Origin of the sequence: Rickettsia japonica YH (genome assembly GCF_000283595.1) — a bacterium.
Classification (GTDB): Bacteria; Pseudomonadota; Alphaproteobacteria; order Rickettsiales; family Rickettsiaceae; genus Rickettsia; species Rickettsia rickettsii.
The window spans coordinates 578,738-598,577 of sequence record NC_016050.1 but is presented as its reverse complement, the minus strand read 5'-3'; the positions used below and the strand labels follow the sequence as shown (position 1 = coordinate 598,577).

The window sequence follows — 19,840 nt, the reverse complement described above, 5'->3', positions numbered from 1 at the left end:
AGACTATAAAACTAAATCACAAACTATTAGTAATGAGTAAAATTTTCTATATTATAGGCACTATATTAATAATAAGTGTCGGTATTTTTATGTTTCAAACGCAAACGATAACGGATAACAATCAAATAATCCCCAGAAAAGTTTTATTCGGTAACCCTGATAAAGCAAGGGTTTCTCTAACCTACGACGGCAAATATATTCTATATGTTGCACCGAAAGACGGTGTATTAAACATTTGGCTAGCACCCTCAGATGATATTAGTAAAGCAGAAGCCATAACCCATGACACAGGACGCGGTATTTGGTCTTATGCTAAAGCTTATAATAATAAAAATATTTTATATACCCAAGATTTTAACGGTGATGAAAATGACCGAATTTATAGCTATAACATAGAGACAAAAGAGACAAAATTACTTACTCCCGAAAAAGGAGTTAAAGCCGGAATAGCTGGAGCAAGTCATAAGAAGCCAAATGAGATATTAATATATTTAAATGAGCGTAATCCTGAATATTTTGATATTTACAAATTAAATCTAGATACTCTAGAAAAAGAACTGATTTATAAAAATGATAGATTTACTGATTATGTAACTGATGAAAATTTAAATTTAAGATTCGGTAGCTTACTAGATAAAGACGGAGCTGTTGAATATTATGAATTCAAAGACGGAGAACCAAAGTTATTTACTAAGATATCAATGGAAGATTCTTTTAACACTTCCATACTTGGTTTTGATGCTAGCGGTGAAACTTTATATATGCTAGAGGGACGTAATCGTAATACCTCCGCACTTAAAGCTATAACACTAGCTACAGGTAGTGAAGAAATATTAGCCGAAGATGCAAAAGCCGATATCGGCTTATTTACAGTTCATCCCACAAAACAAACTCCGCAAGCAGTATCTATAGATTATGATAGAGTCTCATATAAAATATTAGATAAAGATATTGAAGATGATATTAAATATTTGCAATCTATTGATCGCGGTGATTTAATTATTAATAGTAGGACGCTAGACGATAAAACTTGGGTCGTTGCTTATATGGCTGATAATGCACCGGTGAAATATTATAAATATGATAGGGCAAATAAAAAAGCTGAGTTTTTATTTACTAATCGCAAAGAACTTGAGCAATATAATCTTGCTAAGATGCTACCGATAATTATCAAGTCACGTGACGGGCTTGATTTAGTTAGCTATATCACTTTTCCAAATGATGTAAAGCTCGATAAAAATAATATACCCGATAGAAAAGTACCTCTAATTTTAAATGTCCACGGCGGTCCGTGGGTACGTGATAGCTGGGGATACAATCCTGAGCATCAGTGGCTTGCAAATCGTGGTTATGCAGTTTTAAGTATAAATTACCGTGGTTCTACCGGTTTTGGGAAAGATTTCTTAAACGCCGGTAATTTAGAATATGCCGGTAAAATGCACACCGATTTAATTGATGGTGTTAACTGGGCTATTAAGAATAATATAGTTGATTCTGACAAAGTTTGTATTATGGGTGGAAGCTATGGAGGTTATGCAACGCTTGTAGGTCTTACCATGACGCCTGACGTATTTGCTTGCGGTGTTGACGTTGTCGGTATGTCTAATTTATTAACTCATGTGCAATCTAAAGCTCCTTATATGACACCATTGTTAAGTATATATAAAACACGTATAGGACCTTGGGATACTGAAGAAGAAAAAGAGTTTTTAAGACAAAGATCACCGATTAATTTTGTTGATAATATCAAAAAGCCTTTATTTATAGCACAAGGTGTTCACGATGTGAGAGTCGTGCAGGCAGAATCAGAACAGATTGTAAACAGCATGCAAGCAAAGCATATACCGGTAGTTTATGCACTTTACAAAGATGAAGGCCATGGATTTGCAAAACCCGGTAATAGAATCTCATATTACGCTCTTGCCGAGCAGTTTTTAGCTAAGATTTTAAAAGGAAGAGCGGAACATATAGGAGATGACTTAAAGAATGCTAATCTCATTCTGAATGATAAAGAAAAAATTAGCGGTACAGAGGCAGAAAAGATTATAGATATGGCAGTTGGGCATTAAGAAGAAACTGTCATACCGTGACTCGGGGTCCCCCCGTGGCTTGTCCATGGGATCTAGTTAAAAATACTAATAATTTTAGTATTTTTTATTGTTTTTTAGATTCCTGCTTTCGCAGGAATGACATAGAAGAGCGACAATGACATTAAGTAAGTTTGAGTACTATCATACTACTTACAAATACTGAAAATTCTTACGGCTTAACTGCAAAACTTTTTCACTGGATCATGAGCATTATAGTTATATTAATGCTCGTTGTCGGTTTCTTAATGGATAATTTCGTAGAACTTCCTTTAAAATGGCAATTATACGGGATACATGAAGCAACCGGTATAGTTGTTTTATCTTTAGTAATAATAAGGCTTTTATGGGAATTCTATAATGCTAATGTTTTGCTACCGGAAGATATGCCAAATTGGCAAAAAAAGCCGCTAATATTAATATAAATTTGCTATAGCTTTTAATGTTATTAATGCCGATAAGCGGCTTTCTAATAACTATTTTATCAAACCATCATATTGATTTTTATGGTTTGTTTACTATAAATTCTTTTGCTGCAGATTTACAATTTGCCAAAATCTTTAAAAAAAATCCATAAAAAGGCTGCTTATTTACTGCTTTAATTATTTTTCATATACTAGCTGCATTATATCATCACTTTATTAGGAAAAATAACGTATTAAAGAGAATATTGAATGAGTAACCTCATTATAAACTTATTGACATATAATAAATTGTGTTTTATATACAAAGTAAGATCAGATAACTTACTATATTAGTATTATGAGTAAAAGTGCCAGAGTAGTAATCTCATCGAAAGGACAGGTAGTTATCCCTAAATATATAAGAAATAAACTTGGTTTACATTCAGGTTCTGAGTTAATAATTAACTACAAAAACAATGAAACATTAGAATTGCTTCCTATAAAAAAAGATATCTATAGCTTTTTTGGTAAAGGTAAATATAAAGCTAAAAACGGTCCAGTGGATGTAGATGAAGCTATTAGTATTGCGGTTATCGAAAATGATAGGCATTGACACCAATATCTTAACTCGTACTTTTCTTGCAGATGATGAAATACAAGGTAAAGCAGCTCAAAATTTCTTAAAAAATAACATCACTAATAAGATTTTTATTGCATCATATGCATTACTTGAATTTGTATGGGTGCTAAAAGTAAATAAATTTACTCGCCAGGAAATTTATGAAGCAGTAATTAATCTTATTGATAATTCCAGCTTTATCATTGGACATCAAGACATAATAATATCAGCTTTAAAGGTAAAGCAGACTTTGCCGATTATATGATTATTGCAGAAGGAGAAGTCAATAGTGCTAATAAGTTTATCACTTTTGATAAAGACATAGTAAGAGAAGTTAAAAATGCATCTTATCCATAAAAATTAATAGCAATTTAAATAAATTATTTAAAATGAATATTCATGAATATCAAGCAAAAGAGATTTTAAGAAAATACAGCGTACCTACTTCCACCGGGCTAGTTGTTACGAAAACCGAAAAGATTAATGAAACCATAGATAAATTAAATACGGAAGTATATGTGGTTAAAGCACAAATACATGCTGGCGGTAGAGGTAAAGCAGGCGGTGTTAAGGTTGTTAAGAGTAAAGAAGAAGCCAAAAAAGTTGCTCATGACATGTTTGGTATTAATTTAGTAACGCATCAAACAGGACCTCAAGGACAAAAAGTAAACCGTCTTTATATCGAGTCAGGTTGTGATATTTTAAAAGAATATTATTTTAGTATAGTATTTGATAGATCGGCTAGCTGTATTACTTTCATAGCTTCTACAGAAGGAGGAGTTGATATTGAAGAAGTAGCAGAAAAAACTCCGGAAAAAATTATTAAATTTTCCGTTGATCCTGCAACCGGTTTACAAGATTTTCATATGCGAGGCATAGCTTATGAGTTAGGCTTTAAGGATAACCAAGCCAAACAGATGAAAGAAATAGTAAAATCAGTCTATAATGCTTTTATTGAAACCGATGCAGCACAAATTGAAATCAACCCATTAATTGTAAATAGCGACGGGAACTTATTAGCTTTAGATGCAAAAATTACTTTTGACGATAACGGCTTATTTCGGCATCCGAATATTACGGCAATGCGTGATCATGATGAAGAAGATCCTCTAGAAACTAGAGCAGCAAATGCAGGACTTAGCTATGTAAAAATGGACGGTAATATCGGTTGCATGGTTAACGGTGCCGGTCTTGCCATGGCCACTATGGATATTATTAAACTTTACGGTGCTTCGCCTGCTAATTTCTTGGATGTCGGTGGTGGAGCTGATCGTGAACGTGTAAAAGAAGCTTTAAAAATAATTTTATCTGATAAAGAAGTACAAGGGATTCTAGTTAATATTTTTGGCGGTATCATGCGTTGTGATATTATAGCAGAAGGGATTATTGCAGCTGCAAAAGACATAGGTATAAAAGTACCGTTAGTAGTTCGTTTAGCCGGTACAAACGTTGAAAAAGGCGAAGAAATTTTATCAAATTCCGGTTTAGAAATAATACCGGCACATGATTTAGCAGATGCGGCAAATAAAATAGTTGAAGCGATACGGTAGATAACCGTCATGAGCTATGCAGGCATTGACCTTGTTGTATGGCTCGAAAAACCAGTTCAGTGTCATACCGTGGCTTGACCACAGTGTCCATCAAAAAATTCAAAAAGGACTGGATCACGCGACCAAGTCGCGGGATGACATCAAAGTAAAATAAAAACAATAAACATTATTTAACATGGCAATATTAATAAATAAAAAAACACAAGTTATCTGTCAGGGTTTTACTGGTTCACAAGGAACTTTTCACTCTGAACAAGCGATAGCGTACGGCACTAACATGGTTGGCGGTGTTACACCTGGCAAAGGCGGTCATACTCACCTTGATTTACCTGTATATAATACCGTACATGAAGCAAAAGCAAAAACCGGTGCAAATGCAAGCGTTATATATGTTCCGCCCGGCTTTGCCGCTGATTCGATATTAGAAGCAATCGATGCCGAAATTGAAGTAGTAGTATGTATAACGGAAGGAATTCCGGTGCTTGATATGGTGAAAGTAAAACGTGCTTTAGTCGGTTCTAAAACTAGATTAATCGGTCCTAACTGCCCTGGAGTTATCACACCGGGTGAATGTAAAATCGGTATTATGCCTGGGCATATTCATAAAAGAGGAACTATAGGTATTGTTTCAAGATCAGGTACTCTAACTTATGAAGCAGTAGCACAGACAACAGCAGTAGGACTTGGACAATCTACGTGTGTCGGTATAGGCGGTGATCCTGTTAACGGCACTAATTTTGTTGATTGTATTGAGATGTTTTTGAAAGATGATGAAACAAAAGCAATTATTATGATCGGTGAAATTGGCGGTAATGCAGAAGAAGATGCAGCTGAGTTTATCAAGCAGTCAAAAATCAAGAAACCTATAGTAAGCTTTATTGCAGGTATTACAGCACCTCCAGGTAAAAGAATGGGACATGCCGGAGCTATTATTGTCGGAGGAACAGGAAGTGCAGAAGATAAGCTTGAAACTCTACAAAGTGCCGGCGTAACTATCACTAGATCCCCTGCCGATATCGGTAAAACTATGTTAGATTTACTAAATAAAGGCTAAAGTTATTCAAGAGCAATTGCTGTCATTCCTACTAGGCCTTGTTGCGTGGAGACTGAAGGTCGTCATTGCGAGGAAATTACGTAAGTAATTGACGAAGCAATCTCAGGATGCTTGACAAGATTGCCACGTCGCTTCGTTCCTCACAATGATGATTTGGTATCCATGCAACAATGCTTTCGCGGGAATAACATAAAAAGCATTTACTGGTCTACACAACAATTCTTAAAAACTCTTATTATACCTAATTTCTTTAACTATATTTAATAATTGTGAGAAATCTATTAACCCAGGTATTAATTCTGAATCGATTATATACGCAGGTACTCCTTGCATTCTCAGACTTCTAGCTATTTTCATATTTTGAGTAATTAAATCTGTAATCTCATTGCTATCGGCAATTTCTTCAATTTCCGTAGCATTTAAGCCATTCTCAGTTAATAATTCTTTTATAGATTCCTTAGAAACATCTCTTATTTTTATTAATTCATCATGAACAGCTTTGAATTTACTTGGATTAACCTTATAAACGGCTAAAACTATTCTTGCAAGATATTCGGAAGCATCTCCCAGGATAGGAAGTGGTCTTAATACAACTTTAACTTTTGGATCGTTTTGCAATAATTCATTTATAGAAACATCGCCTTTTTTACAATAAGAACAATTGTAATCATAAAAAGCAATTATTGTTACATCACCGTCTTTATTTCCTATAACAGGAAAGCTTGTGCTATCTTCAATACTTAACTTATTATCTTTTAGATAGTTATTAACTTTAGTCTCATTTTCCTGTACTTTACGTTTTTGCAACCCTTCTATTGATTCTATTATTATTTCCGGAGTTTTAAGCAAATAATCTTTGATTATTTCTTGTACTCTTTCCTCTTCACATTTTCTTGCATCTTCGCTTTGTTTAACCTCAACGGAAACCGGATTTGTAGAATAAGTTTTCATTGTTTTGAAAACAAATAAAACTCCTATTACAACTATAAATATAACCAATATTTTACCTATAATATGCTGCATAAATACCTTTTTTAAAAATTTTATATCTTCCTAAAGTCTAAGTAATTCTATATGTCATCCCGCTTTCGCGGGAATGACATAAAACGAGCTATGTAACAAAGCCGGCTTGTCATCCGGTGTAGCAAAGTCCATTACTTCTGTCTTATTAATCTGCTCTGATCTCTTTTCCAGTCTTTTTCTTTAATTGACTCTCTTTTATCATGTAATTTCTTACCTTTAGCAATACCAAGTTCAACTTTCACTTTATTTTTTTTATTAAAATACATAGAAAGAGCTACTAGCGTATAACCTTTTATTCTAATTCTACCGATAATTTTCTTTATCTCTTTAGTATGCAACAATAATTTACGCGGTCTACGAGTAACATGATTAAATCTATTCGCTTTTTCATATTCTGCAATATGGCAGTTATACAAAAATACCTCATGTTCGGTATCTGCCGCATAACTTTCTTCTATAGAAGCTTTGCCTTGACGCAGAGACTGTACTTCACTACCCTTTAATACAATACCCGCTTCTAATCTTTCTTCAATAAAATAATTAAAAAGGGATTTCTTATTTTGTGCAATAACTTTCTTATATTCGGTCATATTTTTATAGATAGTGATGTTATGATGTTTTCAATTTGTTTTTTGGCACTATCGCTTGCTTCAGTTAATGGGGGTCTAATTTCATTTTCACATAAACCTAAATAATGTGCAGCATATTTTATCGGAATCGGATTAGATTCTACAAATAATGCTGTATATAAAGGTAGTAATTTCTGATGGATTTCTAATGCTCCTTTAGTATCGTTCTTATTCCATTTTTCTAATAGCTCTTTACATATATTAGGAACAATATTAGAGGCTACAGAAGTCCACCCTACCCCACCTTGAGCGTTAAAAGCTAAGACTACTTCATCATTACCGGTTAAAATATTGAAATCCTTTTTAACTGTTGCTCTGATCCGCAATGGACGTTCTAAATCTACACCACAATCTTTTAATGCTAAAATACGCGGTAGTTTGCTAAGTCTCAATATTGTCTCATCAGAAAAATCTACTCCGCTTCTAGTTGGAGCTGAATATAACATAATAGGTAGATTACACGCTTCATGCAATGCTTCAAAATGCTTATAAATCCCGTGTTGGGTAGGTTTGACATAAGATGGTGGACTAGCCATAAAACCATCTACGCCGATTTTTGTAGATTCCGCTGCAAGTGCTCTTGCATAAGTAGTATTATTTGATGAACACCCACTTATTATAGGAATACACTTATTAACGATTTCTACGCTAGTTTGCAGTAATAATTTATATTCTTCAAAGCTTAAACTACTACTTTCTCCCGTTGAGCCTGCAATTAATACTGCATCGACTTCATGCTTTATTTGATGTTTTACAATTCTCTCTAAAGCATATAAGTCTAACTTATTATCTTTAAAAGGTGTTATAAGTGCGGTAATTAAACCTTTAAATATGTTATGCATGATTTTTTTGATTTTAATTGTTTAGCTTATTAAATCGTCATTGCGAGAAGAATTACGTAGTAATTCGACGAAGCAATCTCAGGAGTTTGTTATTATTTCATGAGATTGCCACGCAGTCTACGACTGCTCGCAATGACGACTCGGTATCCATACAAAGACAATACCTCCTCGCAATGATATTTTTTCTACTCCCTAACAACACGCCTATACTCTTCTTTCAAACGATCTGCAATTTTATGATCATCAAAAATAATCTTTTTATTGCCAAGATCTATAGAATCAATATTTTGTACCTCAATTGCCGTGCCTGTAACAAAACATCCGGTAAAATCCTCTATTTGCTCTAATTTTAAACGCTCTTCTTTTACTTCTAGACCTAAATCTTTTGCAATTTCAATAATAGTCTGTCTTGTTATACCGTTTAAAAACCTATCGGCAATTGGAGTATATAATATTTTATCTTTAACAAAGAAAATATTTGTTGTAGTGCATTCAGCAATATACCCTTCATAATCAAGTAATAATGCATCATCATAGCCAAGAGCCTTAGCTTCTTTTTTACTCGTTATTGCCATATTATATTGAGCTGCAGATTTAGATTGTACCGGGGTGCTATCAGGCATTGCTTTACGCCAGCGGCTTACATGCAAATTTATACCTTTCTCAAAAGACCTCAGCATAGATGGAATACCAGCAATCAAAAGATTAGTAGATAAATACTGATTAGTGATATTTAGCGACTCGTCTCCGCACCAAATAAGCGGTCTTATATATGCATCCTTAATATTATTTTGTTTTATTACAAGTTCATGAGCTTTTATTATCTCGTCTACATTATAAGGTGCTTTCAAACCTAATGCTTCTGCTGATTTTATTAATCTTGCCGTATGTTCTTTTAGTTTAAAAACTTTGCCGTTATAAGCTCTCTCACCCTCAAATACCGATCCTGAATAATGCAGGCTATGAGTCAAAACATGAATCCTTGCAAATTGATAAGGAACTAAATCACCGTTAATCCAAACATGCCAAACAATTTGCTCTAGTTTTATCATTGTCATTAACCTATATTTATATTAAAGTATTGTCAATCGTCATGAGCTATATGGCCGTAGTTCTTATGTCATTCCTGCGAAAGCGTAAATCCAGTAGTATTTAACGTCATCCCGCGACTTGATCGCAGGATCTCAGAACACAGCCTGCGACATAAGATCCCGTGGTCAAGCCACGGGATGACAATAGTGAAATACAATTTTTTAAAATTAAACGAGTATACATGCATACATACAAAGCACATATTTTAATCGTTGATGATGATAGCAGAATATTAGCACTTTTAAAGCAATTTTTAAATAAAAATGCATTTTTAGTATCAACGGCAAGTTCAGTCATAGAAGCTAAAAATCTATTAAAAACTTCTAATTATGATTTAATTATTTTAGATGTTATGTTACCTGAAATAACAGGGCTTGATTTTGCTACTACTATAAGGGATGCCGGTAATAATATTCCTATAGTTATGCTTACTGCTTTATCGGAAGCCGATGACCGTGTTAAAGGACTTGAAGCCGGTGCCTCTGATTATATAACTAAACCTTTTGAACCAAGAGAATTATTACTTCGGATAAATAACTTAATCAATAATTATAATAACTTTAAAAAAGAAACGAATATAATTAAATTCGGCAATAATTTTTATAATGCCGATACAAAAGAATTTACCAAGAATAATCAAATTGTATCTCTTAGCTCTACTGAACAAAAATTACTTGAGATATTAATAAAAAATTCCGGTAAATCTACTAGTCGTTTTGAACTGTCAAAAATAATGGGAGGTCTTAGCATACGTTCTATCGATGTACAAATTACAAGAATAAGAAGCAAAATAGAAGACAACCCAAAAGAGCCGAAATATTTAAAAACCGTGCGTAATGAGGGCTATGCACTTTATATCTAAATTATTACAGCATATTTCAAAGAGCTTCAGACAGGATGAATTTAAAAGCGAGCCTACACAGCGTATAAAAATACGTGAGCACAGACGAGTCTTGAAAAATTCGCTTGTATCAAGCTCTTTGAAATATGCTTTACCGAGAACATTATTTGTACGGTTTATGTTTATTATAATCATTCCGATTTTAATAGGACAAATCGTTGCTATATTTTTGTTTTACGATCGTCATTGGTATAATGTTTCATATTATACTAGTACTATTATTATCAATGAAATAGAATCATTGATTAAAGAACATAGAAATAATTCAAGAGAGATAACCCATTTATCGGAAAATTATCTTAATTTATCTTATCAGTTTCAGCTTAATAAAAAGTTATCTATAAAACAACCTAAATTAGGTGAACCTTTAACTATATTCAAAAATATTTTAGCTACAAAAATCCATGAAAAAAATATAGTTAAACTAAATAAGGAAAATAAAATTGAAGTATTTTTAGAATTAAAAGATGGAGTATTATATATTACTTTTCCTGCAAAGTTACTACTTAATCCTACAGTATATATATTTGTTTTATGGATTATATCTTTAACTGTTATATTACTTTCTGTTTCTATTATTTTCTCCAAAAATCAAATTAAATCAATACTCACTCTTGCGGATAGCATGGATAAATTTGGTCGAGGTGTTTTAAAAGGCAAAAATTTCAAACCTTCAGGAGCCTTAGAAATAAGAAAAGCAGGGCTTGCTTTTTTAAAAATGAAAGCTCGTATTGAAAAACAAATTACTAAAAAAACCACTATGCTTGCTATGATTTCTCATGACCTTAGAACTCCTTTAACAAGAATGAAGCTACAACTTGAATTGATGGAAGAAAGCGAAGAAATCGAAGGGTTAAAACAAGATATATTAACTATGCAGCAAATGATAAATTCTTATTTAGATTTTGCTAAAGGTGAAAGTAAAGAAGAATTTGAAGACATTTTATTATTACCTTGGATGGAACGTTTTTTTAACAAATGGTCACATGTAAATATTGAATTTATAAAATCTACTAATTTAGATAAACTAGAAGTATGCATTAAGCCGAATTCTTTTGAAAGAGCCTTGTCTAATTTAATCGGTAACGCTATAAAATATGGAACTAAAATTAAGATATCCTCAAAAGATAATTCATCTACCGTAGCTATAATTATTGAGGATAACGGTCCCGGTATAGATGATACGGAAACACACCTTGTATTTAAACCGTTTTATAGATCAGATAAAGCAAGACAGCTTGATAATGCAAGTAACGTAGGACTTGGGCTTGCTATTACTAAAGAAATAATAAACGATCATAAAGGCTCTATTTATTTAGAAGATAGCAAGGATTTAGGCGGGCTATCGGTAAGAATCGAAATACCTAAAATATGACTACCGATGTCATTCCCGTGTAGATACCAAATCGTCATTACAAGGATAGGCAAAGCCAAGGGCGTGACAATCTCAGAAATTTTATATTGTTTCATGAGATTGCCACGCTCCTTGCAGTTGCTTGCAATGACGGAAAAATCGATCCATGCAGCAACATCTAAAATATAAAATAATGACTAACATAAAACATTTAGCAATAATAATGGACGGTAATGCTCGTTGGGCAGATCAGCATAACTTAACAAAATCTGAAGGGCATAAAGCAGGAGCCGATAAAATTCGTGAATTACTGCCTGAGTTTATTAACCTTAACATACCTTATATAACTTTATATACTTTCTCTTCCGAAAATTGGCAACGCTCAAGCACGGAAGTAGATTTCTTAATAAAATTATTAAGTATTTATTTAAAAACCGAATTAAATAATTTACATAAAAACGGCGTTAAAATAAAAGTAATAGGTAGGCTTAATTTATTAAGTAGCTCATTGCAAAAACAAATAAATAATGCTATAGCATTAACAAAAAATAATAATAAAATAACGCTTTGTATAGCTTTTAGTTATGGAAGTCGTCAAGAAATAGTTGATGCCTGCACAAAAATTATTACAAGCGGTAAAAAAGCAGTAAGTGACAGCGATATACAACACGCTTTATATGATCCTGAAATGCCGGATGTAGATTTATTAATAAGACCGGGCGGGGTTTATCGCATCAGTAATTTCTTGCTTTGGCAAGCAGCTTATGCTGAATTATATTTCTCACCCAAATATTGGCCTGATTTTAATAAATATGATATACAAGAAGCTATACATGATTACTCAAAAAGAAAAAGAACATTTGGTAAAAGATAAACAAAAATCAAACATATATTTAAGAATCCTGTCCGGTATAGTTTTAGTTCCGTTATTTGTCGTAGCTATATTATGGTGTAAGCCTTTATTCTATATTCTAATGATATTAGTAGGTACGGGAATGTTAAGTGAATGGTATAATATGACCTACTCTTCTATTCCTGATCTATTAATCGGGCTAATTATTATTCCGATTCCTATAAGCCTATTAATATTTTTAAGTATGGAAGATACCAATAGATGGCTTATTATGCTTTATTTTTGCATAATGTGGTCGGTAGATACTTTCGCTATGATTGGCGGCAAAACTTTTAAAGGAGCAAAACTTGCTCCGAAACTTAGTCCTAAAAAAACCTGGAGTGGTTTAGTGACGGGAGTATTATCAGCAGGTTTAGTTGCGGTATTAGTTAGTTTTATACCAAACTTTCATATTGAAAATTACTATTTTTCAAATAAAATTTATTTGTTTATAATTAGTTGCATATTAGCATTAATAGCTCAATTAAGTGATTTATTTATTTCATATTTTAAGCGAAAATTTAATATTAAAGATAGCGGTCATATAATACCCGGTCATGGAGGAGTGCTAGACAGATTTGATAGTATTATTTTAACCGCTCTGATATTATTTCTTATGAATATATATTTATGATAATATATTTAAATAATCATTCTAAAAAAATAATTTTAAATATCTTTTTAGCTTTACTGCTTGGATATTTTGTTTTTCATTGCATATATGGTAACAAAGGGATTATTGCATATTTAAAAGTAAATAGGCAGCTTGAAAAAGCTTATGATGAACTAAAAGGCTTACGAGCAGAAAGAGTAGAACTTGAGCATAACGTCAAATTACTTCGAACGGAATCTCTAAATAAAGATATGTTAGAAGAACAAGCAAAGAAAGTTTTAGGAGTAGCTGCTCCAAATGAGCAGGTGTTTAATCACCAATAACAAAACTTTGTTGTCATCCAGCTACTTGATCGCGGGATCCAGTCTTTTTTAATTTTTTTTTGGATACCGTGGTCAAGCCACGGTATGACACAGAACACGTTTTTCGATCCGCACAACAACATTATTGATTAAAAGGAATTAAAAATCATTTATGACTATAAAAATTTATCAAAACGACCTACCTAATAATTTTGAACTTGAAGGAGATCTAGCTATAGATACCGAGACAATGGGACTAAATCTACATAGAGATAAACTATGTTTGCTACAATTTAGTAATGGCAATGGTGAAGCTCATCTTGTTCATTTTACAAATCAAGATTATACAGCTCCTAATGTAAAAGCATTATTACTAGATAAAACTAGATGCAAGATATTTCATTTTGCTAGATTTGATCTAGCATCCATAAAAAAATATTTAAATATAGATTTAGAAAATATCTTTTGTACTAAAATATCTTCAAAACTAGTTAGAACTTATACCGATAGTCATGGGCTTAAGGATTTGTGCCGAGAATTGCTTAATATAAATATTTCAAAACAACAACAATCTTCCTATTGGGGTGCGGATAATTTATCTTCAGAACAAAAAGAATATGCAGCAAAAGATGTGCTTTATTTGCATCAGTTAAAAGATATTTTACAAAAAATGCTACTTAAAGAAAATAGGTATGAACTTGCCCAAGATATTTTCCGTTTTTTACCGATAAGAGCTAATTTAGACCTTATCGGTTGGAATGAAATCGATATTTTCATGCATTAATTTATTAATACCATTTATTGACTTCAGGTATAAAATCGGGCGCACTATTTAATAGTCTATCTGTAATAAATTTTAATTAATAATTGAAGATTTTTGCAGAAATAGCAGTTCCTATTCCAAAAAAATCTTATAATTTACAGCAAAAAAAAATTAAATTACCGGTTAAAATTTATTACAGACAGTCTATTAGTAGCTAATTGATTTTTTTAAATTACTGAGCCTACAATAGACTTATTGCATAATGTAGCTAATAAGGAAGAATTTGAAGGAAACACGGAAACACTTGCCACCGCAGCGTACATAAAATACGTGAGGATGTGAGTACCGGATTGACATACAAATTTACCCTTAGACGCAAGTTATACAAAAAGTTTAATTAATTAGTAACTAAAAAGGGATCTTTATGACTAATAGAAAAAAATAGAAGTGCTAGATTCAGAGTCAGATTTAAATCTAAGTCTAGATAGTATAGCAAACCTCTGTTATACTAGGATTATAACTTGTGAAACAGAAGCAGACACTTTAAGTATTGATGGCGGTGTTTTTGCCGCATTTTGGTAGGCAGCCAATTATATAATAGATAAAGTATTAATGCTAATAAACAATATTTACTATTACCTTAGAGAAGAGGCATTATGAAACTTCATCTTATCAGAGTTATAAGGGTGCTTCAAAAGGTACTTACCATAATAATTGCAGTAATTTCTTCATTAGATAAACATAAGGAGGTCGTTTTAGGTCATACTACTACTTTTTTTGGGTTAGTATGGTGGTAATACAATAAAAGTCAGCTAGGTGTCATACTGCAGCTTGACCACGGTATTTAAAAACAACTTAAAGTACTAATAATTTTAGTATTTTAAACTAGATCCCGCGATCAAGTCGCGGGATGACAGATTCAAAAAATAATATACTTAAAACAAACTGATAAATGAAAAGTAGATAGACGCAGTTTAATTTGGAAAGAGCAAGGAGTCTGTAAGCCGAGGAGCGGAGCGTATACTTAATACGTGAGCATCCGAAGACTTACCAAAACGACGTAGCCAATTTTCCAAATTAAACGAGTATATTCACAATTTTACGAGGAACGAGGATAATCTTCTTCGGCTCTTTCCCTTCTAAGAACTTCTGTACCTTTGGCAGACTGACGGTAACTTGCTTTATTTCATCTTCACTTACGGACGTTTTAAACTCATAGGTATCACGGAGTTTGCCGTTAACCTGCACTGCAATAATATATGTATCTAACTCTAACATTGATTCATCAAATGCAGGAAAAGACAAATTATATAATCGCTCTTTATTGCCAAGCTTCTGCCAAATTTCTTCCGTAATATGCGGGATAAAAGGATTTAGTAGCTGTACTAAAACATTAAAGCCATGCCTTACGGTTTTAACATCAATTTTATCTTTGGATATTTCAGCAGATATAACATTAGAAAGCTCGCGCATACGTGCTATTGCTCTGTTTAGGGCAAAATGCTTTATATCTTCGGCGACGTGCTTTATTGTAAAATGTACTAACCTATTAAGCTCTTTATTAATCTCGCTATTCACATCATCTTTTAAAGAATCTATTGCCTTAAACATATACTCAAGCTTATTAATAAAACGTGAGCAGCCTTCAATACCGCTTGTCGACCATTCTAGATCTTTCTCAGGCGGACTATCGGACAGTACAAAAAGCCTAATAGCATCTGCCCCATATTGCTCTTGCATTGTCTCAAGATCGATGAGATTCTTTTTAGACTTACTCATCTTTTCAATGCGCCCCTGCACTACTCTATTATTGCTTTCTTTATGAAAAAATTCATTACCCTTTTTCACTACTTCTTCAGGATATAACCAATTATTATGTTCATCTTTGTAAGTGGCATGCAGCACCATACCTTGAGTAAATAGCCCTTTAAAAGGCTCTCGAACGCTTACGTAATTCTGTTCGTTCATTACTTTTGTGAAAAATCTTGCATATAATAAATGCATTACCGCATGTTCAATGCCACCTATATATTTATCGACCGGTAGCCAGTAATCACAAGCTTTTTTATCAGTCATCTCTGTAGCATTGCTATTGCAATATCTCGTAAAATACCAAGATGATTCAAAAAATGTATCAAAAGTATCGGTTTCACGCACAGCCGGCTTATCGCATTTCGGACAATTAACATGTTTCCAACTAGGATGATGATCAAGCGGATTACCGTGACCATCAAAATTTACATCATCAGGTAAAGTAACGGGTAAGTCTTTGTAAGGTACGGACACTATGCCACAAGTTTCGCAGTGAATCATAGGAATAGGACATCCCCAAAAGCGCTGCCTTGAAATCCCCCAATCTTTTAGACGATAATTTACGCTGCGTTTACCTATGCCTAGTTTCTCAAATTCTCCGATGACTTCTTGTTTTGCTTCGTTACTAGTTAAGCCGTTTAGAAAATCCGAATTAATTAAAATGCCATCTTCCGTATAAGCGGTCTTTTGTACATCCATATCTGCTTTAATTACTTGTTTAATAGATAAATTCATTTTAACAGCTAATTCATGGTCACGTTCGTCATGAGCAGGACAACCAAATATTGCACCAGTGCCATAATCCATTAGCACAAAATTAGTAATAATAACCGGTAAAACTATATTTGAATCGAAAGGATGAGTAACAAAAAGACCGGTAAATACACCTTCCTTTTCAGCCTTTTCTAGTTCGCTACTTCTTGTAATATGCGAGCATTTAGTTATAAAAGCGAGTATTTCAGGTGTTTTAGAAACTAACCGCTCTATTATTGGATGATTAAAGGCAATTCCTATAAAGCTAGCACCAAAAATGGTTTCAGGTTTGGTTGAGAATACTTCTATAGTAGTCTCTTCATTATCCTTAATTTTGAAATGAAAATTAGCACCTATCGATTTACCTATCCATTTCTCTTGCATAGACCGAACAGCTTCAGGCCACTCTTTTAAATTCTGAATTTCGTTTAATAATTCTTCAGCATAATCGGTGATTTTTAAGAACCATTGCTTTAAATAACGTTTTGCAACTATTGCACCTGAACGCCAACCACGCCCGTCTACAACTTGTTCATTCGCAAGCACGGTATTATCAACCGGATCCCAATTAACAAATGATTCTTTTTGATAAGCAAGATTTCGTTCATAAAGCTCTAAAAAGAATTTCTGCTCATGTTTATAATACTCAGGATCGCAACTATTTATCTCTCTAGACCAATCATAAGAAAAGCCCATAGATTTTAGCTGCTTTTTCATATTCTCGATATTAGAATATGTCCATTTTTTTGGGTGAGAATTATTTTTTATTGCGGCATTTTCGGCAGGTAGCCCGAAAGCATCCCAGCCCATCGGATGAAGCACATTAAAACCTTGCATAGTCATAAACCTTGCAATAACATCACCTATAGAATAGTTGCGTACGTGACCTACATGGATTTTACCGGAAGGATAAGGCAGCATTTCAAGTACGTAATATTTTGGCTTGCTACTCGCGTTTGATACCTCAAAAGCTTTTTCTTCTTGCCAAATGTACTGCCATTTTTGTTCTATTTGGTTCATATTTTTTTAATTTATATACTGCATTGTCATTGCGAGCAGTCGTAGACTGCACGGCAATCTCATCAAATATCCTGAGATTGCTTCGTCAATTGCTATGCAATTTCCTCGCAATGACGGCAATACTGTTATTACCTCACACTATTAATATATATATCTCTAGCTTTTCTTAAAATTTTATCTTCAAGCATGATAGCAAGATTTGAGGTGTTTTCATTAAGTACCCATTGTTTATTTTTAAGCATTTCTTCAAATACTTTCACTTCGATTGAATCAGGGCTGATTACATCGTCTTTAATAAATATATTTATTTTAAATCGAAAATTAGGATTAGAACGTGGGCTATACCATTCCGTAATAATCACGCCGCCGTTTGAGTCGGCTGATGCAAGAGGCGCAACACTTATAGTCTCTAATGCTGCTTGCCAGAGATATTTATTAACTGAACCTCCTACAGCTTTAGTAGATTCATTCTTAACCCTACCCGGTCTAAAAACTAATCCTTCTTCACCTGCTATAGAACCTACTTCGTCCCATTTCTGCTCTCGTTCTGTTTTGGGATAATCACCCGCTAAGATACTAGTACTTATTGCACTAAGTATAATTACAAAAAATAATCCGATAATTTGCTTCATAACCAATATTTAATTAGTGTGCTTGAAGTAAATAATAGAGAAGCTTTAACTATTAGTCAAAAAATATTTCTTCCCACCGTTCTTTGGCATTGTTATATGGCTCAAAAAACCCACTCGATGTCATGCCCACCTACGCGGGAATGATATAGGGCAGATTTAATTATTTCTCAGAAATAAATTCAAAACGTGGAATATTTTTGCCGTGTAATAAAACCTTTTCATTAAACATTTCAAGCGGCCTTACCCAAAAGCTGGAAATTATCATATAACTCTTGCAAAGTTTATGTTTTACAGTATCTATAACTTAATATAATTTTTCTTTGTAATGCTTATATATTCCGGTTCTCATAAAACTTACACCTTAACAGGCATGACGACAAAAGTATCTTTAGGATTCTCAGGAAATTTAATAAGTACCGGTGCTGAAACATCTGAAAAATATAGTTCTACTAAATCCGATTTCACTACTTTTAAGACATCTTCCAAATATTGCGGGTTAAAGCCTATAGCTAAAGACTCATCACTATTATATTCATAAAAACTTTCCTTATCTTGTGAAGAATTAATAACCTCTTTTGCGTTACCTCTTGCTTCACCGACGGCACTAATCTCTAAGGTTTCACGAGATAACGATAATTTTACTGCTCTAAATTTTTCAACGGTTATTATCGCTATCCTTTCTATACTATCTGCAAACATTTTTCGATTAATTACTAATTTTGAGCTGCTGCTTTCCGGAATAAAAGTACTATAATCAGGGAAAGTACCGTCTATAAGCTTTGATAGCATAATAGTATTTTCGTTACATATAAATTTAATCTTATTGCTATTTAATAAAATTTCTATATCTTCATTTATATTTTTAGGATCTTTAACGATTTTTAAAATTTCCTCTGCACTTTTTTGTGGTAATATAACTCCAAAATTCTTTATTTGTTTTTCTAATGTTACCCATGAAATCGAAAGTCTATGCCCATCGGTACTTGCCGAACAAAACTCTTTGTCTTTTATGTGTAAATAAACACCATTTAAATTATAACGAGTTTCATCTAAAGAAATCGAAAATTTTGTCGATTCGATTATTTTAGCAAAATCCGTGCAGGAAATTTTAAAACTTGCTTCAGGATTAATACTATCCATTGCAGGAAAAGAACTAACCGGCAAAGTAAATAAATTAAATTTACAATTTTTTCCTTTGATCTCAAGTCCCGTTGTACCGAGATCTGTTAATGTAAGCTCGGAATCCGGAAGTTTTCGGACTATATCATTTAGAGTTTTTGTAGAAACGGTACATTCACCTTCACTTACTACCTGTACTGCTATTTTTTGACTTAAGTACAAATCCATATTAGTAGAACTAAGCTCTAGATTACCGTCTTTTGCCGATAATTTAATGTTTGCATATTCAGGTATTACATTACGTTTTTCAACAACGGAACTTGCGAACCCTAGGGACTGAACTAACGTTTTTGTTTCAACTATTAATTTTAACATATTG

The 19,840-nt window shown here is 33.0% G+C and carries 21 protein-coding genes and 3 pseudogenes; 16 read left to right on the top strand and 8 right to left on the bottom strand.

The annotated features are described in order from the left end of the window. Positions 1-32 precede the first annotated feature (32 nt). The 6 genes and pseudogenes from RJP_RS03185 (at position 33) to sucD (ending at position 5,714) form a co-directional block, all read left to right on the top strand. Positions 33-2,069 (top strand): S9 family peptidase, encoded by a 2,037-nt coding sequence (locus tag RJP_RS03185; RefSeq protein ID WP_014120780.1) that lies wholly within the window; start codon positions 33-35, stop codon positions 2,067-2,069. A 164-nt stretch (positions 2,070-2,233) separates the two neighbouring features. Further along, positions 2,234-2,512 (top strand): cytochrome b, encoded by a 279-nt coding sequence (locus RJP_RS03180; RefSeq protein WP_024704544.1) that lies wholly within the window; start codon positions 2,234-2,236, stop codon positions 2,510-2,512. Between the two features lie 337 nt (positions 2,513-2,849). Then, on the top strand, positions 2,850-3,104 hold the full coding sequence (locus RJP_RS03170; RefSeq protein WP_014120779.1) for an AbrB/MazE/SpoVT family DNA-binding domain-containing protein: 255 nt from the start codon (positions 2,850-2,852) through the stop codon (positions 3,102-3,104). Next, positions 3,091-3,467 (top strand): annotated as a pseudogene (locus tag RJP_RS03165) (PIN domain-containing protein). Before RJP_RS03170 ends, RJP_RS03165 begins: the two are co-directional and overlap by 14 nt. Positions 3,468-3,499: 32 nt before the next feature. After that, positions 3,500-4,660 (top strand): ADP-forming succinate--CoA ligase subunit beta, encoded by a 1,161-nt coding sequence (gene sucC, locus RJP_RS03160; RefSeq protein WP_014120777.1) that lies wholly within the window; start codon positions 3,500-3,502, stop codon positions 4,658-4,660. A gap of 175 nt (positions 4,661-4,835) precedes the next feature. Next, entirely contained in the window at positions 4,836-5,714 is an 879-nt protein-coding gene (gene sucD / locus RJP_RS03155) for a succinate--CoA ligase subunit alpha (protein ID WP_014014291.1), read from the top strand. Between the two features lie 222 nt (positions 5,715-5,936). On the opposite strand, the gene RJP_RS03150 is transcribed toward sucD, so the two are convergent. The 4 genes from RJP_RS03150 to RJP_RS03135 all read right to left on the bottom strand — a co-directional run bounded on the left by RJP_RS03150 (position 5,937) and on the right by RJP_RS03135 (position 9,266). Further along, positions 5,937-6,737 carry a DsbA family protein gene (locus tag RJP_RS03150; RefSeq protein ID WP_014120776.1) on the bottom strand — a complete coding sequence of 267 codons (801 nt, stop codon included), beginning with the start codon at positions 6,735-6,737 and terminating at the stop codon, positions 5,937-5,939. Between the two features lie 131 nt (positions 6,738-6,868). Beyond that, complete coding sequence (smpB, locus tag RJP_RS03145; protein WP_014120775.1) at positions 6,869-7,327, bottom strand: SsrA-binding protein SmpB; 459 nt, start codon at positions 7,325-7,327, stop codon at positions 6,869-6,871. Beyond that, entirely contained in the window at positions 7,324-8,208 is an 885-nt protein-coding gene (gene dapA / locus RJP_RS03140; RefSeq protein ID WP_004995750.1) for a 4-hydroxy-tetrahydrodipicolinate synthase, read from the bottom strand. Before dapA ends, smpB begins: the two co-directional genes overlap by 4 nt. Positions 8,209-8,393: 185 nt before the next feature. Next, the gene (locus RJP_RS03135; protein ID WP_014120774.1) at positions 8,394-9,266 is read right to left on the bottom strand and encodes a branched-chain amino acid transaminase; all 873 of its coding nucleotides are present in this window, start codon (positions 9,264-9,266) and stop codon (positions 8,394-8,396) included. A 215-nt stretch (positions 9,267-9,481) separates the two neighbouring features. Here RJP_RS03135 and RJP_RS03130 point away from each other — a divergent pair, with 215 nt between their 5' ends. From RJP_RS03130 to RJP_RS10430, 10 genes and pseudogenes are all read left to right on the top strand, one after another. Beyond that, entirely contained in the window at positions 9,482-10,162 is a 681-nt protein-coding gene (locus RJP_RS03130) for a response regulator transcription factor (protein WP_014120773.1), read from the top strand. Beyond that, entirely contained in the window at positions 10,146-11,576 is a 1,431-nt protein-coding gene (locus tag RJP_RS03125; RefSeq protein ID WP_024704543.1) for a palindromic element RPE3 domain-containing protein, read from the top strand. Before RJP_RS03130 ends, RJP_RS03125 begins: the two co-directional genes overlap by 17 nt. 145 nt (positions 11,577-11,721) lie before the next feature. After that, positions 11,722-12,429: a polyprenyl diphosphate synthase gene (gene uppS / locus RJP_RS03120; protein ID WP_014120771.1), complete on the top strand. Its 708-nt coding sequence runs from the start codon at positions 11,722-11,724 to the stop codon at positions 12,427-12,429. Then, positions 12,389-13,081, top strand: a complete 693-nt coding sequence (locus RJP_RS03115) for a phosphatidate cytidylyltransferase (RefSeq protein ID WP_014120770.1) — start codon at positions 12,389-12,391, stop codon at positions 13,079-13,081. The genes uppS and RJP_RS03115 overlap by 41 nt, the downstream gene beginning before the upstream one ends. Continuing rightward, positions 13,078-13,383, top strand: a complete 306-nt coding sequence (locus RJP_RS03110; RefSeq protein ID WP_014014282.1) for an FtsB family cell division protein — start codon at positions 13,078-13,080, stop codon at positions 13,381-13,383. Before RJP_RS03115 ends, RJP_RS03110 begins: the two co-directional genes overlap by 4 nt. A gap of 151 nt (positions 13,384-13,534) precedes the next feature. Beyond that, positions 13,535-14,146: a ribonuclease D gene (locus RJP_RS03105; RefSeq protein WP_014014281.1), complete on the top strand. Its 612-nt coding sequence runs from the start codon at positions 13,535-13,537 to the stop codon at positions 14,144-14,146. Positions 14,147-14,356: 210 nt separating this feature from the next. Continuing rightward, positions 14,357-14,524: pseudogene (locus RJP_RS11550) on the top strand (palindromic element RPE1 domain-containing protein); the annotation flags it as partial. A 48-nt stretch (positions 14,525-14,572) separates the two neighbouring features. Then, positions 14,573-14,707 carry a hypothetical protein gene (locus RJP_RS11015; RefSeq protein WP_261792627.1) on the top strand — a complete coding sequence of 45 codons (135 nt, stop codon included), beginning with the start codon at positions 14,573-14,575 and terminating at the stop codon, positions 14,705-14,707. Between the two features lie 74 nt (positions 14,708-14,781). Next, positions 14,782-14,922, top strand: a complete 141-nt coding sequence (locus RJP_RS09320; RefSeq protein WP_155983344.1) for a hypothetical protein — start codon at positions 14,782-14,784, stop codon at positions 14,920-14,922. 187 nt (positions 14,923-15,109) lie between these two features. After that, positions 15,110-15,206: pseudogene (locus RJP_RS10430) on the top strand (palindromic element RPE5 domain-containing protein); the annotation flags it as partial. On the opposite strand, the gene leuS reads toward RJP_RS10430, so the two are convergent. From leuS to dnaN, 4 genes are all read right to left on the bottom strand, one after another. Then, positions 15,203-17,710 carry a leucine--tRNA ligase gene (gene leuS, locus RJP_RS03100; RefSeq protein WP_014120769.1) on the bottom strand — a complete coding sequence of 836 codons (2,508 nt, stop codon included), beginning with the start codon at positions 17,708-17,710 and terminating at the stop codon, positions 15,203-15,205. The pseudogene RJP_RS10430 and the gene leuS sit on opposite strands and share 4 nt — an antisense overlap. Positions 17,711-17,838: 128 nt before the next feature. Beyond that, positions 17,839-18,342: a DUF3576 domain-containing protein gene (locus RJP_RS03095; protein ID WP_024704540.1), complete on the bottom strand. Its 504-nt coding sequence runs from the start codon at positions 18,340-18,342 to the stop codon at positions 17,839-17,841. A 160-nt stretch (positions 18,343-18,502) separates the two neighbouring features. Continuing rightward, the gene (locus RJP_RS10425) at positions 18,503-18,607 is read right to left on the bottom strand and encodes a DUF1653 domain-containing protein (RefSeq protein WP_014410669.1); all 105 of its coding nucleotides are present in this window, start codon (positions 18,605-18,607) and stop codon (positions 18,503-18,505) included. Positions 18,608-18,696: 89 nt separating this feature from the next. After that, positions 18,697-19,836: a DNA polymerase III subunit beta gene (gene dnaN / locus RJP_RS03085; protein WP_014120767.1), complete on the bottom strand. Its 1,140-nt coding sequence runs from the start codon at positions 19,834-19,836 to the stop codon at positions 18,697-18,699. Positions 19,837-19,840: the final 4 nt, after the last annotated feature.

Bases quoted from the DNA above. Each gene is read 5' to 3' on its own strand.
- sucC (WP_014120777.1), top strand. From the start codon at position 3,500: ATGAATATTCATGAATATCAAGCAAAAGAGATTTTAAGAAAATACAGC.
- RJP_RS03095 (WP_024704540.1), bottom strand. From the start codon at position 18,342: ATGAAGCAAATTATCGGATTATTTTTTGTAATTATACTTAGTGCAATA.
- dnaN (WP_014120767.1), bottom strand. From the start codon at position 19,836: ATGTTAAAATTAATAGTTGAAACAAAAACGTTAGTTCAGTCCCTAGGG.
- RJP_RS03105 (WP_014014281.1), top strand. From the start codon at position 13,535: ATGACTATAAAAATTTATCAAAACGACCTACCTAATAATTTTGAACTT.
- RJP_RS10425 (WP_014410669.1), bottom strand. From the start codon at position 18,607: ATGATAATTTCCAGCTTTTGGGTAAGGCCGCTTGAAATGTTTAATGAA.
- RJP_RS03150 (WP_014120776.1), bottom strand. From the start codon at position 6,737: ATGCAGCATATTATAGGTAAAATATTGGTTATATTTATAGTTGTAATA.
- RJP_RS03115 (WP_014120770.1), top strand. From the start codon at position 12,389: ATGATTACTCAAAAAGAAAAAGAACATTTGGTAAAAGATAAACAAAAA.
- RJP_RS03125 (WP_024704543.1), top strand. From the start codon at position 10,146: ATGCACTTTATATCTAAATTATTACAGCATATTTCAAAGAGCTTCAGA.
- uppS (WP_014120771.1), top strand. From the start codon at position 11,722: ATGCAGCAACATCTAAAATATAAAATAATGACTAACATAAAACATTTA.
- RJP_RS09320 (WP_155983344.1), top strand. From the start codon at position 14,782: ATGAAACTTCATCTTATCAGAGTTATAAGGGTGCTTCAAAAGGTACTT.
- RJP_RS03110 (WP_014014282.1), top strand. From the start codon at position 13,078: ATGATAATATATTTAAATAATCATTCTAAAAAAATAATTTTAAATATC.
- sucD (WP_014014291.1), top strand. From the start codon at position 4,836: ATGGCAATATTAATAAATAAAAAAACACAAGTTATCTGTCAGGGTTTT.
- RJP_RS03185 (WP_014120780.1), top strand. From the start codon at position 33: ATGAGTAAAATTTTCTATATTATAGGCACTATATTAATAATAAGTGTC.
- dapA (WP_004995750.1), bottom strand. From the start codon at position 8,208: ATGCATAACATATTTAAAGGTTTAATTACCGCACTTATAACACCTTTT.
- RJP_RS03135 (WP_014120774.1), bottom strand. From the start codon at position 9,266: ATGACAATGATAAAACTAGAGCAAATTGTTTGGCATGTTTGGATTAAC.
- leuS (WP_014120769.1), bottom strand. From the start codon at position 17,710: ATGAACCAAATAGAACAAAAATGGCAGTACATTTGGCAAGAAGAAAAA.
- smpB (WP_014120775.1), bottom strand. From the start codon at position 7,327: ATGACCGAATATAAGAAAGTTATTGCACAAAATAAGAAATCCCTTTTT.
- RJP_RS03130 (WP_014120773.1), top strand. From the start codon at position 9,482: ATGCATACATACAAAGCACATATTTTAATCGTTGATGATGATAGCAGA.
- RJP_RS03170 (WP_014120779.1), top strand. From the start codon at position 2,850: ATGAGTAAAAGTGCCAGAGTAGTAATCTCATCGAAAGGACAGGTAGTT.